This is a genomic window from Microbacterium hominis, assembly GCF_013282805.1.
Taxonomy (GTDB): domain Bacteria; phylum Actinomycetota; class Actinomycetes; order Actinomycetales; family Microbacteriaceae; genus Microbacterium; species Microbacterium hominis_B.
The window spans coordinates 1089309-1103371 of the sequence record NZ_CP054038.1; the positions used below are offsets into that span (position 1 = coordinate 1089309).

Genomic DNA, 14063 nt, shown 5'->3' on the forward strand with positions numbered 1-14063 from the left:
AGACTGGGGACAGCTCTCCGCGAGGCGGCATCCAGGCCAACTCCCCCAGGACGGAAACGTAGCAAGGGTAACCGGGCTCTGCCGGGTTCGCGGAGAGTCTTACTTTTCCGGCGGGAGCGCAGCGCTGCGCCGCCGCCGCCGGGCCTCTGGCCGGGGCGTCGCCCTCTTCACCGGGCCTCTGGCCGGGGCGTCGCCCTCTTCAATAGTGTGGTGCCGTGGCGCAGAGCATCTTCATCACCTCGGCAGAAGGTCACTCCGGGAAGTCCACGGTCGCGCTGGGCGTGCTCAACGCGCTCAGCCTCGCGACCCCGCGCGTAGGGGTGTTCCGGGCCATCTCCCGGTCGACCGTGGAACGCGACTACGTGCTGGAGATGCTGCTCGACCACGACAACGTCGATCTCGCCTACGACGAGTGCATCGGCGTCAGCTACGACGACGTGCGGCACGACCCCGAGGCGGCGCTGGCCACCATCGTCGAGCGCTTCAAGGCCGTCGAGGCGCAGTGCGACGCGGTCGTGGTGCTCGGCAGCGACTACACCGACGTCGGCAGCCCCGCCGAACTCGGCTACAACGCCCGCATCGCCGCCAACCTCGGCACCCCGGTGCTGCTGGTGCTCGGCGGGCGGGCCTCGCAGGGCCAGCCCGAGCAGTTGGGCTCCACCGTCGCGCGCACCCCCGCGCAGATGGGTCAGATCGCCGACCTCGCCCTCACCGAACTCGCCCACGGCCGCGCCGAGCTGTTCGCCGTCATCGCGAACCGCGCCGACGGCGACGCGATCGAGGCGACCGTCGGCGAGATCTCGCGCGTCGTCGCCGAGGCGCGCGGCGCGCGCGGGAACGTGCCGGTCTGGGCGATCCCCGAGGACCGGTTCCTCGTCGCCCCCTCGATGCGCGGCGTCATGCGCTCGGTCGACGGCGAGCTTCTCTCCGGAGACCCCGACCTCCTCACGCGCGAGGCTCTCGGCGTCGTGGTGGCGGGGATGTCGATGGTCAACGTGCTCCCGCGCCTGTTCGAGGGTGCGGTGGTCGTGATCCCCGGTGACCGCTCGGAGGTGCTGCTGGCGACGCTGCTGGCCAACTCCTCGGGCACGTTCCCCTCGCTGGCGGGCATCGTGCTCAACGGCGGCTTCGAGCTGCCCGAGCCGATCACGCGGCTGCTCGAGGGCCTGGGGTCGAAGCTGCCGATCGTCGCGACCGAGTTCGGCACCTACGAGACGGCCGTGCGCATCATGAACACGCGCGGGCGACTGGCCGCCGACTCGAAGCGCCGCTACGACACGGCTCTGACGATGTTCGAGCAGAACGTCGACACCGACGAGCTGCTGCGGCTGGTCGGCGTCGCCCGCGCCACCGTCGTCACGCCGCTCATGTTCGAATACCAGCTCATCGAGCGCGCCCGATCGGATCGCAAGCGCATCGTGCTCCCCGAGGGCGGCGACGACCGGGTGCTGCGCGCGGCGGCGACGGTGCTCAAGCGCGGCATCGCGGACCTCACGATCCTCGGCGAGCCGTTCGAGGTGCGGGCGCGCGCGATCGAACTCGGCATCGACATCCAGGACGCGCAGGTGCTCTCGCCCTTCGACGCCCCCCACGTGCACCGGTTCGCCGACGAGTATGCGCGGCTCCGCGCCCACAAGGGCGTCACGTTCGGGAAGGCCGCCGACACCGTCACCGACGTGTCGTACTTCGGCACGCTGATGGTGCACCTGGGCCTGGCCGACGGCATGGTGTCGGGCGCCGCGCACACCACCGCCCACACGATCCGGCCGGCGTTCGAGATCATCAAGACCAAGCCCGGCGTCTCGGTCGTCTCCAGCGTGTTCCTCATGGCCCTCGCCGACCGCGTGCTCGTCTACGGCGACTGCGCCGTGATCCCCGACCCCAGTGCTCCGCAGCTGGCCGACATCGCCATCTCCTCGGCGGCGACGGCGACGCAGTTCGGCATCGACCCGCGCGTGGCCATGCTGTCCTACTCGACGGGGGAGTCGGGGTCGGGCGCCGATGTCGAGAAGGTGCGCGAGGCGACCGGACTCGTGCGGGAGCGCGCGCCGCAACTGCTGGTGGAGGGCCCGATCCAGTATGACGCGGCCACCGACGTGGCCGTCGCCGCCGCGAAGATGCCCGGCTCCGACGTGGCGGGTCGGGCGACGGTGTTCATCTTCCCCGACCTCAACACGGGCAACAACACGTACAAGGCGGTGCAGCGCTCCGCCGGCGCGGTGGCGATCGGGCCGGTGCTGCAAGGACTCAACAAGCCGATCAACGACCTCTCGCGCGGTGCGCTGGTCGAAGACATCGTCAACACCATCGCGATCACGGCCATCCAGGCGCAGAATGAGGCTTCCCCATGACCGATCCCACCAGCATCCTCGTCGTCAACAGCGGCTCGTCGTCGTTCAAGTACCAGCTGATCGACATGGACGCAGAGCGCACGCTCGCCTCGGGGCTGGTGGAGCGCATCGGCGACGATGAGGGGAGGGCCAAGCACACGGTGCACGCGGAACCGGGGCAGCCCGGTGAGGGCTCGGCGGCGATGCTCGAAGCGACGTACACGCGCACGCTGCCGATCCCCGACCACACCGCGGGGTTCCGCGTGATGCTCGAGGCGTTCGCCGAGCACGGGCCGGCGCTGGACGTCCACCCGCCGGCGGCGGTCGGGCACCGGGTGGTGCACGGCGGTGCGCGGTTCTTCGAACCCACCCTCATCACCCCCCTCGTCGAGATCAACATCGACGAGCTGTCGGTGCTCGCGCCGCTGCACAACCCGGCGAACCTCGCCGGGATCGTCGCCGCCCGCGCCGCATTCCCCGCCGTGCCGCACGTGGCGGTCTTCGACACCGCCTTCCACCAGACCCTCGCCCCCGAGGCCTACACCTACGCGATCGACGCGAAGGTGGCATCCACCCATCGGATCCGCCGATACGGCTTCCACGGCACCTCGCACAAGTTCGTGAGCGAGACCGCCGCCGCCCACCTCGGCCGGCCGCTGTCCGAGCTCAAGCAGATCGTGTTCCACCTCGGCAACGGCGCGTCGGTCACCGCGATCGACGGCGGCCGCTCCGTCGAGACCTCGATGGGCTTCACTCCGCTCGAGGGCCTCGTGATGGGCACGCGCTCGGGCGACCTCGACCCCGCCGTGCTGTTCCACCTCGCCCGTCGGGAGGGCATGTCGATCGACGACCTCGACGACCTCCTCAACAAGCGCAGCGGGCTGCTGGGTCTCGCAGGCTCCAACGACCTGCGCGACATCCGCACCGCCATCGAGCAGGGCGACGCGAGCGCCGTGCTGGCGTACGAGGTCTACGTGCACCGGCTCCGCCACTACGCCGGCGCCTACCTCGCGCAGCTCGGCGGCGCCGACGTGATCGTCTTCACCGCCGGGGTCGGCGAGAACGCCCCCTTCGTGCGTGCCCACACCCTCGACACGCTCGGCTTCGCCGGCGTCGAGATCGACCCCGAGCGCAATCGGCGCGCGGGCCGCGACGGCGGGGGCGACGGGCGCGGCATCCACGTCATCTCCACCGACGCGTCGCGCGTCACCGTGCTGGTCGTGCCCACCGACGAGGAGCTCGAGATCGCCCGCCAGACCCTCGCCGTCGCGCAGGGATGAGCGTCGGGGTGAGCGTCGAGGTGGGCGCGTCGCCACGGGTCGCTGTACCGCGCGGGGGTGCGCGCCACTACGCTGGCACCACGGCACGAAGAGGAGCCGCATCCGCCCGTCCCGCACCTCGCCGGAGGTTCCGTGTCCCCTGACGCGATGCCCGATCTGACCACATTCGACGCCGTGCTGTTCGACCTCGACGGGGTGCTCACCCCGACCGCCGAGGTGCACATGCACGCGTGGCAGACGATGTTCCAGGAGCTGTTCGACGCGTGGGAGGTCTCGCCGCCCTACGCCGAACGGGACTACTTCGACTACCTCGACGGCAAGAAGCGGTACGACGGGGTCGCGAGCCTGCTGCGCAGCCGCGACATCGAGATCGCGTGGGGGAGCCCCGACGACCCGCCCACGGCCGACACCGTCTGCGGCATCGGCAACCGCAAGAACGACTTCTTCGAGGCGGCGCTGCGCGCCGACGGCATCGCCCCCTACCCGGGATCCCTCGCGCTGGTCGAGCAGCTCGTGGCCGCGGGAACCCCCGTCGCCGTGGTCTCCAGCTCCAAGAACGCCGAAGAGGTGCTGCGGGTGGCGGGGATCCGCGACCTGTTCCCGGTGGTGATGGACGGCGTGATCGCCGAGCGAGACCATCTGGCATCCAAGCCCGCACCCGACGTGTTCGTCGAGGCGGCCCGCATGATGGGCGTCGACCCGGCGCGCAGCGCCGCCGTGGAAGACGCGCTCAGCGGTGTGCAGTCCGCCGTCGCCGGCGGCTTCGCGCTCGTGATCGGCGTCGACCGGGGCGTGGGGTCGGAAGACCTCGTGGCGGCCGGCGCGCACCTCGTCGTCGATGACCTGGGCGTGCTCGTGCGCCCCTCCGACCCCTCCGGCACCACCGAGGAGACCTCCGCATGATGGATCGCGACCGCTTTCCGATCGACCCCTGGAAGCTGATCGAGAACCAGATCTCGCTCGACGACGTGGGCGTCACGGAGACACTCTTCTCGGTCGGCAACGGGTGGCTGGGGCTTCGGGGCAACCATCCCGAGGGTCGGTACGGCCACGAGCACGGCACGTTCCTCAACGGCTTCCACGAGACCTTCCCGATCCGCCACGCCGAGCAGGCGTACGGCTTCGCCGAGGTCGGGCAGACGATCATCAATGCGCCCGACGCGAAGGTCATGCGCGTCTACGTCGATGACGAGCCCCTCTCCTTCGACATCGCCGACATCCGGGAGTACCGGCGCGAGCTCGACATGCGCGAGGGCGTGCTGCGCCGCCACCTGCTCTGGGTGACCCCGTCGGGCAAGGAGGTGCGCATCGACTTCGACCGCATGGTGTCGTTCGAGGAGAAGCACCTCGCGCTCATGCGCATCGAGGTGACGGTGCTCAACGCCGACGCCCCCGTCACCGTCAGCTGCCAGCTCGTGAACCGCCAGGACGGCGAAGACGTCTACGGCGGCGTGCCCAACGCGCCCCGCAAGGCCGGATTCGATCCGCGCAAGTCCGAGCGCCTGCACGAGCGGGTGCTGCAGCCGCAGGAGTACTGGCAGGACCGGCTCCGCTCGGCGCTGTCGTACCGGGCGACCGAGTCGGGCATGACGATGGCCGTGGTCGCCGACCACATCATCGACACCGAGAACGAGCACACGGCGCGCAACCTCATCGAGCAGGACATCGCCAAGAACGTCTTCCGCGTCAACGCGAAGGCGGGCGTGCCGATCACCATCACCAAGCTGGTCAGCTACCACGCCTCGCGCGGCGTGCCCGCGCGAGAGCTCGTCGATCGCTGCCGCCGCACGGTCGACCGGGCGATGAGCCAGGGGGTGCAGGCGCAGTACGACAAGCAGTCCGAGTGGCTCGCCGAGTTCTGGGAGCGCTCCGACGTGCAGATCATCGGGCAGGACGACCTGCAGCAGGCCACCCGGTGGTGCCTGTTCCAGCTCGCCCAGGCCGCGGCGCGCGCCGACGGGCTCGGCGTGCCGGCCAAGGGCGTGAGCGGGTCGGGCTACTCCGGGCACTACTTCTGGGACACCGAGATCTATGTGCTCCCGTTCCTCGCGTACACGACCCCGCAGTGGGCCCGCAACGCGCTGCGCATGCGCTACCTCATGCTGCCCGCGGCCCGCCGCCGCGCCTTCCAGCTCAACGAGGCTGGCGCCCTGTTCCCCTGGCGCACGATCAACGGCGAGGAGGCCTCGGCGTACTACGCCGCCGGCACCGCGCAGTACCACATCAACGCCGACGTGAGCTTCGCGCTCGCCAAGTACGTGCGCGCGACCGGCGACGACGAGCTGCTCCATCACGAGGGCGTCGACATCGCGGTCGAGACGGCGCGCCTGTGGACCACGCTCGGGTTCTGGCGCAACGCCGAGGCGGGTGGGGAGAGCTTCCACATCCACGGGGTGACCGGGCCCGACGAGTACACGACGGTGGTCAACGACAACCTCTTCACCAACGTCATGGCGCGGTTCAACCTGCGCTTCGCGGCGCGCACGGTGCGTGAGATGGCCGAGCGCGACGGCGAGGTCTACCGCCGCATGGTCGAGCGCCTCGACCTCGACCCCGACGAGCCGGAGGCCTGGGAGCGCGCCGCCGAGGCGATGCACATCCCGTTCAGCCCCGCCCTCGGCATCCACCCTCAGGATCACGTCTTCCTCGAGCGCGAGATCTGGGACCTCGAGAACACCCCGTCCGACAAGCGGCCGCTGCTGCTGCACTTCCACCCGCTGGTGATCTACCGCTACCAGGTGCTCAAGCAGGCCGATGTCGTGCTCGCGCTGTTCCTGCAGGGCAACCACTTCTCGGCGGAGGACAAGCTCGCCGACTTCGAGTACTACGACCCGCTGACCACCGGCGATTCGACGCTGTCGGCCGTGGTCCAGTCGATCCTCGCGGCGGAGGTCGGCTACCAGGACCTGTCGCTCGAGTACTTCCGCCAGTCGATCTTCGTCGACCTCGCCGACCTGCACCACAATGCCGCCGATGGCGTGCACGTGGCCTCGGCGGGCGGGATCTGGACCGCGCTCGTCTCCGGCTTCGGCGGCATGCGCGACCACTTCGGCGAACTGTCGTTCGACCCGAGACTGCCCGTCGACTGGCCGGAGCTGCGCTACGTGCTCCACTGGCACGGCATGCGGCTGGGGATCTCCCTGACGGCGGGCTCGATGACGGTGGATGCCGCGGGCGGCGCCACTCCGGTCTCGTTCAGCGTGCGGGGCACGGGATACGTGATCGGCGACGGCGAGCAGGTCGTCGTGCCTCTGGACGGCCAGGGGCCGCTCCTGCCCGGACGCCCGTCGCTGCGCCAGTTCGCCGACGTGCGCCGCGAGGACGGCAGCATGCTGTCGGCGTCGGTGCCGGCCGTCACGACCTCGATCCCGGTGCTCGGCGTGGGCGCCGATCTCGAGAGCGGGGTGGACGCCTGACGCCGGACTCGGGGCGAGGCCGGGCGGCCGCGCTGCGTTGCGCTGCGCATGCCGAAGTGTCGGACGCACGCCGTAGGGTGGATGCGTGACCACAGCCCTGTATCGCCGCTATCGGCCCGAGTCGTTCGCGGAGATGATCGGGCAGTCGCAGGTCACCGAGCCGCTCATGACGGCGCTGCGCGGTGACCGCGTCGGGCACGCCTACCTGTTCTCGGGTCCGCGCGGCTGCGGAAAGACGACGTCGGCGCGCATCCTCGCGCGCTGCCTGAACTGCGCCCAGGGTCCCACCGACACGCCGTGCGGCACGTGCGACAGCTGCGTCGAGCTCGGCCGCGGCGGGGGAGGCTCCCTCGACGTCGTCGAGATCGACGCCGCCTCCCACAACGGCGTCGACGATGCGCGCGACCTGCGGGAGCGGGCCGTGTTCGCCCCGGCGCGCGACCGCTTCAAGATCTTCATCCTCGACGAGGCGCACATGGTCACCCCGCAGGGATTCAACGCCCTGCTCAAGCTGGTCGAAGAGCCCCCCGCGCACGTGAAGTTCATCTTCGCGACGACCGAGCCCGAGAAGGTCATCGGCACCATCCGCTCGCGCACCCACCACTATCCGTTCCGGCTCGTGCCCCCCGCGGCGATGCTCGACTACGTGCAGGAGCTCTGCGAGCAGGAGAAGGTCACGGTCGAAGCGGGCGTGCTGCCGCTGGTCGTGCGCGCCGGCGGCGGATCGCCGCGCGACACCCTGTCGCTGCTCGACCAGCTCATCGCCGGCTCCGAGCGCACGGCTTCGGGGGAGATCGTCGTCGGGTACGAGCGCGCCGTCGCCCTGCTGGGCTACACCCACGCCGAGCTGCTCGACGAGGTGATCGACGCGTTCGGCGCCGCCGATGCGGCGGGCGCCTTCGCGGCCGTCGACCGCGTCGTGCAGACGGGCCAGGACCCCCGCCGCTTCGTCGACGACCTGCTCGAGCGCCTCCGCGACCTCATCGTGGTCGCGGCCACCGGGCAGGACGCCGCGGCGGTGCTGCGCGGGGTGTCCGCTGAAGACCTCGCGCAGATGCAGCGTCAGGCCGACGTGTTCGGCACGGCCCGCCTCTCGCGCACGGCAGATCTGGTGATCGGCACGCTCGACGAGATGACCGGTGCGACCTCGCCCCGGCTTCAGCTCGAGCTGATGGTCGCCCGCGTGCTCGCGCAGGCGGCTCCGATCGCGCAGGTCGCCCCCGTGGCGGCGCAGGCTCCGGCGGCCCAGGCTCCGGCGGCGCAGGCTCCGGCGGCGCAGGCTCCGGCGGCGCAGGCGGCTCCCGTGCCACCCGCGCAGGCTCCGGCCCGCCCGGCGCCGGTCGCGCACACCCCGATCGCCGACCGAGCGGATGCCCCAGCGTCCGTCGGGCCGCAGGCGCCTCCCGCCGGGCCGCAGGCGCCCGCCGCCGAGCCCGATCCTGCTCCCGCGCCCGCTCCTGCCGGCCCCGTCACCACGCAGCGCATGCGCGATGCGTGGCCCGAGGTGATGGCCCGGCTCGCCGATGTGAGCCGCTCGTCGTGGATGCTCGTGTCCAACGCGCGGGTCGCAGACCTCAGCGGCGATGTGCTCACGCTGCTGTTCGCCTCGCCGGGCGACGTGGCGAAGTTCAAGCACCTCGCGGCGGGGAAGGGGCCGAGCGAAGATCTCCGCACCGCGATCCTGGCCGTGATCGGCATCCGCGTGAAGTATCTCGCCCGCCACGATCCCGATGGCGAAGCCGTCCCCGACGAGGCGCCCGGCCCCGCACCGACCGCATCGCGCGAGGGCGGGTCTTCCCGCGCGGAGCAGGAACCGACCGTTCGTGCCGCGCCCCCCGCGTCGCCGCCCGCGCCTCCGGCCGACCGGGCGGGCAGCGCCGCTGCACGCGCGGAGCAGCGTCCTGATCCGCGCCGCGCCCCCGCCGACGCACCACCACCGCCCCGCGCCTCCGCGGCGGCGGCCGCGCCCGTGACCGACTGGGCGGTGGCCCCCATCCCCGCGTCGGACCCGTTCGAGGACGAGGTGGCGGGTGTGGTCGGGCAGTTCGCGGTCGACGACGAGCCCGACGACGCCGCCGGGCAGACACGCGGCGCCGTCGCGACCCTCGCGCCCCCGCACGACGGAGACGTGCTCCCGCCGCGCGAGGTCGAGGCGCCCGCCGAGCGGGACGACGACGAAACCGACCTGCCGCCGGCCGAGCCCTCCGACGCCCCGGTGCCGCCGATGGTCGCGCCGCCGACGCCGCGGGTGACCACGCGGTCCGACGGCGTGCAGCGCTACGGCGAAGCCGTCATCCGACAGGTGCTCGGAGCCACTTTCGTTCGCGAAGAGCCCTACCAGGCACCCACGAGGTTCAACTAGTCCATGTACGACGGCATCGTCCAAGACCTGATCGACGAGTTCGGCCGCCTTCCCGGCATCGGGCCCAAGTCCGCTCAGCGCATCACGTTCCACATCCTGCAGACGCCGAACTTCGACGTCGCGCACCTCGCCGAACTGCTCAGCACGGTGCGCGAGAAGGTGCGCTTCTGCGAGATCTGCGGCAACGTCTCCGAGAGCGAGCGCTGCGGCATCTGCCGCGACCCGCGTCGCAACGAGACCCTCATCTGCGTGGTTGAAGACGCCAAGGACGTCGCGGCGATCGAGCGCACGCGCGAGTTCCGGGGGCTCTACCACGTGCTGGGCGGGGCGATCAGCCCGATCGCGGGCATCGGCCCCGACGACCTGCGAATCACGCAGCTGATGCAGCGACTGGCCGACGGCACGGTGCAGGAGGTCATCCTCGCCACGAACCCCAACCTCGAGGGGGAGGCGACGGCCACCTACCTCAGCCGTCTGCTGCGCACGCTCGAGATCAGCGTCACCCGCCTCGCGTCGGGTCTCCCGGTGGGCGGCGATCTCGAGTATGCCGACGAGGTCACCCTCGGCCGCGCGTTCGAAGGGCGCCGGTCGATCTGAGCGGGCGCCCCGGCCGCGGCTCGCACGACCGCGCGGTCAGCGCCGGACGCGCGCGCGGGCCCGGTCCACCGAGCGCAGCGATGCGCTCACCGGCTGGCCCAGGTAGATGCCGAGGGTCGCGCCGACCGCGAGCGAGATGCCCACGACCGCGGCACTCACGAGCGTGCCGAACCCCTCCAGCAGAAGAGCGGGGTTCTCACCCGACTCGACCACGCCCAGCAGTCCCCGGAACACCGCGGCCCCGGGGACCATCGGCAGGATCGCGGCGGTGGTGATCGCCACCGAGGGCACGTGCAGGCGGTACGCGGCGATGATCCCCACGAAGCTGCCGAGGAACGCGCCGGCAGCGCTCGCGGCCGCGGTGTCGAAGCCGATCGTCGAGGCGGCCAGGTACCCGAGCCAGGCTACGAGGCTGAGTCCGGCGCTGACGGCGACGATCCGCGACCCGGCGCCGTTGAACACGGCTACCGCGATCGCGATGAGGGCCGCCCCGAGGAACTGCAGCGGCACCGGGCCGAGAGGCACGGCCTCGCTCGGCTGCTCCATCGCCATGCCGATCACGCGCGCCGTCTCCAGACCCACGAGGATGCCGAGCACGACGCCCAGGGTGTGGGTCATGAGCTCCAGGATGCGTCCCATCGCCGTCAGCGCGAACCCGTCGATCGCATCCTGCGCCGCCCCCACCACGGTGAGGCCCGCGAGCATGAGCACGACGCCGGAGGCGACGACCACCGAGGGGCGCAGGGTCTGCGCGGCTTCGAGACCCGTCTGCGCCAGCAGCGGCGACAGCGCCGCCACCATGGTCAGCACGAACGCGCCGGCGATCTGACTGAAGAAGTAGGGCACGCGGGCCCTCCCGAGCCCGAACTGCGTCACCGCGGCCAGTGCGGCGGCCAGGAACGCCAGCACCATCACCAGCCAGTTCACGCCGAACATGACCGCAACACCCAGAGCCAGCAGCGCCTGCGCGCCGATCACCACAGCGGGGCGGTACGCGAAGGGCGTGCGACGGATGGTGCGGAAGCGCCCGGCCGCGGCATCCAGGTCCAGGCCCGCGTCGATGTCGGCCACGAGCGCCTGCAGCCGCTGCAGCCGCTCGTGGTCGGGCGCGGGTCCCCGGATCACGCGCAGCAGGGTGATCGGGCGCGCGACGGCGCTGCGATGGTAGGCGGCCGTGATCGAGTTGTAGGTGACGTCGACGTGCACGGGGTCCAGGCCGAACGCGGAGGTCACCCGCACGATGGTCACCGTGACATCGCTCGCCGACGACCCCGCCACGAGCATGGCCTCGCCCATGTGCACGGCGAGGTCGAGGATCCGCAGGGCCAGTGCGTCGTCGATGATCGGCAGCGCTTCGGTGAGCGCGGGCGTCTCGCGCGCTGGATCGGCGCGCACGAACACGCTCAGCGATCGGAAGATCCTGCGGCGCTCCGGCCTCATCCCCGCATTCCTCGCATTCCTCGCATCCCTCGCGTCGACGTGGGCGACCGGGAGGTCGGTTCCGATCGTAGCGAGCGCCTCCGTCCCACGGCGTCACATGGCGGCACCGGCATGCGGGGCATCCGTAAGATGGTGCGGGCGGGCGCGGCATCCACGCCCCGCACCTCATCGCACGCCGGACGCCTGAGACGGGCGCGGCATCCCCGGGAGTTCCATCGTGGCGCTGATCGTCCAGAAGTACGGCGGGTCCTCCGTCGCGGATGCCGAGAGCATCAAGCGGGTCGCGAAGCGCATCGTCGACACCCGTCGGGCCGGCCACGATGTGGTCGTCGCCGTCAGCGCCATGGGCGACACGACCGACGAGCTGCTGGACCTCGCCTCCCAGGTCGCCCCGATCCCGGCGCCGCGCGAGCTGGACATGCTGCTGTCCAGCGGTGAGCGCATCTCGATGGCGCTGCTGGCGATGTCGATCCACTCGATGGGCTTCGAGGCGCGCTCGTTCACCGGCTCCCAGGCCGGGATGATCACGGATGCCACGCACGGCGCGGCGCGCATCGTCGACGTCACCCCTGTGCGCCTGCGTGAGGCTCTCGACGACGGCGCGATCGTCATCGTCGCCGGCTTCCAGGGCTTCAACCGCGACACCCGCGACATCACGACCCTCGGCCGCGGCGGCTCCGACACGACCGCCGTCGCCCTGGCTGCCGCGCTGAACGCGGACGTCTGCGAGATCTACAGCGACGTCGACGGCATCTACACGGCCGATCCGCGCGTGGTGCCGAAGGCCCGCAAGCTCGAGGTGGTCGACGCCGAGGAGATGCTCGAGCTCGCCGCCAACGGCGCCAAGGTCCTCTACATCCGCGCGGTCGAGTACGCGCGGCGTCATGGCGTGCTCATCCACGCGCGCTCCACGTTCAGCTCGGGCGAGGGCACGTGGGTGCTCGGTCCCGGACAGACCCGTCCGTCAGGTGCAGGAGAAGAGATGGAAGAGCCGATCGTCGCGGGAGTCGCGACCGACCTCAGCCAGGCCAAGATCACGATCATCGGCGTTCCCGATGTGCCGGGCAAGGCCGCGGAGATCTTCAAGATCGTCGCGAAGTCCGGCGCGAACGTCGACATGATCGTGCAGAACGTCTCGGCGGCCTCCACCGGCCGCACCGACATCTCGTTCACATTGCCCAAGACCGATGCGACGATGGCGCTGAAGGCGCTCGCCGGCGATCAGGCCGAGATCGGCTTCGAGAACCTCGTGCACGACGACCAGATCGGCAAGCTCTCGGTCGTCGGGGCGGGGATGCGCACGCACTCCGGCGTCTCGGCAACGCTGTTCGAGGCGCTGAGCGTGTCCGGCATCAACATCGAGATGATCTCGACCTCCGAGATCCGCATCTCCGTGGTCGTCCGCGGCGACGACCTCGCCGAGGCGGCGCGCGTCGTGCACACCGCCTACGGGCTCGACGGCGACGTCGACGCCGTCGTCCACGCCGGCACCGGCCGCTAGAATCTGCACCCACACCGACTCTCCCGAGGTAAAGCCATGACCCGCATCTCCGATTCAGGACTCTCCGTCGCCGTCGTCGGCGCCACCGGCCAGGTCGGCACCGTCATGCGCGAGATTCTCGCGGAGCGCGCCTTCCCGATCCGCGAGCTCCGGCTGTTCGCGACCGCGCGCTCGGCGGGCACCGCCGTCGAGTTCGGCGGGCAGACGATCGTGATCGAGGATGTCGCCACGGCAGACCCGGCGGGCATCGACATCGCGCTGTTCTCGGCCGGCGCCACCGGCAGCCGCGCTCACGCGCCGCGCTTCGCCGAGGCCGGCGCCGTCGTCATCGACAACTCCAGCGCCTGGCGCATGGACCCCGAGGTTCCGCTCGTGGTCGCCGAGGTGAACCCGCACGCGATCGCCGACCTCCCCAAGGGCATCATCGCCAATCCCAACTGCACGACGATGGCGGCCATGCCCGTGCTGAAGGTCCTCGACGCCGAGGCGGGCCTCGAGCGGCTCATCGTGTCGACCTTCCAGGCGGTGTCGGGCTCGGGGCTGGCCGGTGCGCAGGAGCTGCTCGGACAGGTCGAGGGGGTGCTCGCCCAGGGCGACACGCTCCGTCTCGTGCACGACGGGTCGTCGATCGACTTCCCGCAGCCGGAGAAGTACGTGGCCCCGATCGCGTTCGACGTGATTCCGCTCGCCGGATCGATCGTCGACGACGGCCTCAACGAGACCGACGAGGAGAAGAAGCTCCGCAACGAGAGCCGCAAGATCCTCGAACTGCCCGACCTCCGGGTGGCGGGCACCTGCGTGCGCGTGCCGGTCTTCACGGGCCACTCGCTCTCGATCAACGTCGAGTTCGCGCGTGAGATCACGCCCGACCGTGCCCGCGAGGTGCTCGCGGACGCTCCCGGCGTCGTGCTCGAGGAGGTGCCCACGCCCCTGCAGGCCGCCGGCAAGGACCCGAGCTTCGTCGGCCGCATCCGCGCCGACCAGTCGGCGCCGGAGGGCAGGGGGCTCGTGCTGTTCATCTCGAACGACAACCTGCGCAAGGGCGCGGCCCTCAACGCGGTGCAGATCGCCGAGCTCGTCGCGGCGCGTCTGGCCGAGCCCGCGCACGCCTGACCGCCGGGCTGACAGCAGGGCAAG

General features: G+C 71.2%; 9 protein-coding genes and 1 other RNA gene. 9 read left to right on the forward strand and 1 reads right to left on the reverse strand.

The annotated features are described in order from the left end of the window. Window positions 1-8: 8 nt before the first annotated feature. The 7 genes from ffs to recR all read left to right on the forward strand — a co-directional run bounded on the left by ffs (window position 9) and on the right by recR (window position 9985). Window positions 9-105, forward strand: an RNA gene (gene ffs, locus HQM25_RS04735) — signal recognition particle sRNA small type. 110 nt (window positions 106-215) lie between these two features. Further along, window positions 216-2351, forward strand: a complete 2136-nt coding sequence (gene pta / locus HQM25_RS04740) for a phosphate acetyltransferase (RefSeq protein ID WP_172989199.1) — start codon at window positions 216-218, stop codon at window positions 2349-2351. After that, window positions 2348-3610 (forward strand): acetate/propionate family kinase, encoded by a 1263-nt coding sequence (locus HQM25_RS04745; RefSeq protein WP_172989200.1) that lies wholly within the window; start codon window positions 2348-2350, stop codon window positions 3608-3610. Before pta ends, HQM25_RS04745 begins: the two co-directional genes overlap by 4 nt. A 147-nt stretch (window positions 3611-3757) precedes the next feature. Further along, complete coding sequence (locus tag HQM25_RS04750) at window positions 3758-4513, forward strand: HAD family hydrolase (RefSeq protein WP_172989201.1); 756 nt, start codon at window positions 3758-3760, stop codon at window positions 4511-4513. After that, entirely contained in the window at window positions 4510-7026 is a 2517-nt protein-coding gene (locus HQM25_RS04755; protein WP_172989202.1) for a glycoside hydrolase family 65 protein, read from the forward strand. Before HQM25_RS04750 ends, HQM25_RS04755 begins: the two co-directional genes overlap by 4 nt. An 85-nt stretch (window positions 7027-7111) precedes the next feature. Then, window positions 7112-9388: a DNA polymerase III subunit gamma and tau gene (locus HQM25_RS04760; protein ID WP_172989203.1), complete on the forward strand. Its 2277-nt coding sequence runs from the start codon at window positions 7112-7114 to the stop codon at window positions 9386-9388. A 3-nt stretch (window positions 9389-9391) separates the two neighbouring features. After that, the gene (gene recR, locus HQM25_RS04765; protein WP_172989204.1) at window positions 9392-9985 is read left to right on the forward strand and encodes a recombination mediator RecR; all 594 of its coding nucleotides are present in this window, start codon (window positions 9392-9394) and stop codon (window positions 9983-9985) included. A 36-nt stretch (window positions 9986-10021) separates the two neighbouring features. On the opposite strand, the gene HQM25_RS04770 is transcribed toward recR, so the two are convergent. Next, window positions 10022-11425 (reverse strand): threonine/serine ThrE exporter family protein, encoded by a 1404-nt coding sequence (locus HQM25_RS04770; protein ID WP_172989205.1) that lies wholly within the window; start codon window positions 11423-11425, stop codon window positions 10022-10024. Between the two features lie 217 nt (window positions 11426-11642). Here HQM25_RS04770 and HQM25_RS04775 point away from each other — a divergent pair, with 217 nt between their 5' ends. Both HQM25_RS04775 and HQM25_RS04780 read left to right on the forward strand, forming a co-directional pair. Then, complete coding sequence (locus tag HQM25_RS04775) at window positions 11643-12926, forward strand: aspartate kinase (protein ID WP_172989206.1); 1284 nt, start codon at window positions 11643-11645, stop codon at window positions 12924-12926. 36 nt (window positions 12927-12962) lie between these two features. Next, window positions 12963-14039 carry an aspartate-semialdehyde dehydrogenase gene (locus HQM25_RS04780; protein ID WP_172989207.1) on the forward strand — a complete coding sequence of 359 codons (1077 nt, stop codon included), beginning with the start codon at window positions 12963-12965 and terminating at the stop codon, window positions 14037-14039. Window positions 14040-14063: the final 24 nt, after the last annotated feature.

Excerpts from the sequence above, each read along its gene's own strand:
- HQM25_RS04745 (WP_172989200.1), top strand. The coding sequence starts at position 2,348 with ATGACCGATCCCACCAGCATCCTCGTCGTCAACAGCGGCTCGTCGTCG.
- HQM25_RS04750 (WP_172989201.1), top strand. The coding sequence starts at position 3,758 with ATGCCCGATCTGACCACATTCGACGCCGTGCTGTTCGACCTCGACGGG.
- HQM25_RS04755 (WP_172989202.1), top strand. The coding sequence starts at position 4,510 with ATGATGGATCGCGACCGCTTTCCGATCGACCCCTGGAAGCTGATCGAG.
- recR (WP_172989204.1), top strand. The coding sequence starts at position 9,392 with ATGTACGACGGCATCGTCCAAGACCTGATCGACGAGTTCGGCCGCCTT.
- HQM25_RS04770 (WP_172989205.1), bottom strand. The coding sequence starts at position 11,425 with ATGAGGCCGGAGCGCCGCAGGATCTTCCGATCGCTGAGCGTGTTCGTG.
- HQM25_RS04780 (WP_172989207.1), top strand. The coding sequence starts at position 12,963 with ATGACCCGCATCTCCGATTCAGGACTCTCCGTCGCCGTCGTCGGCGCC.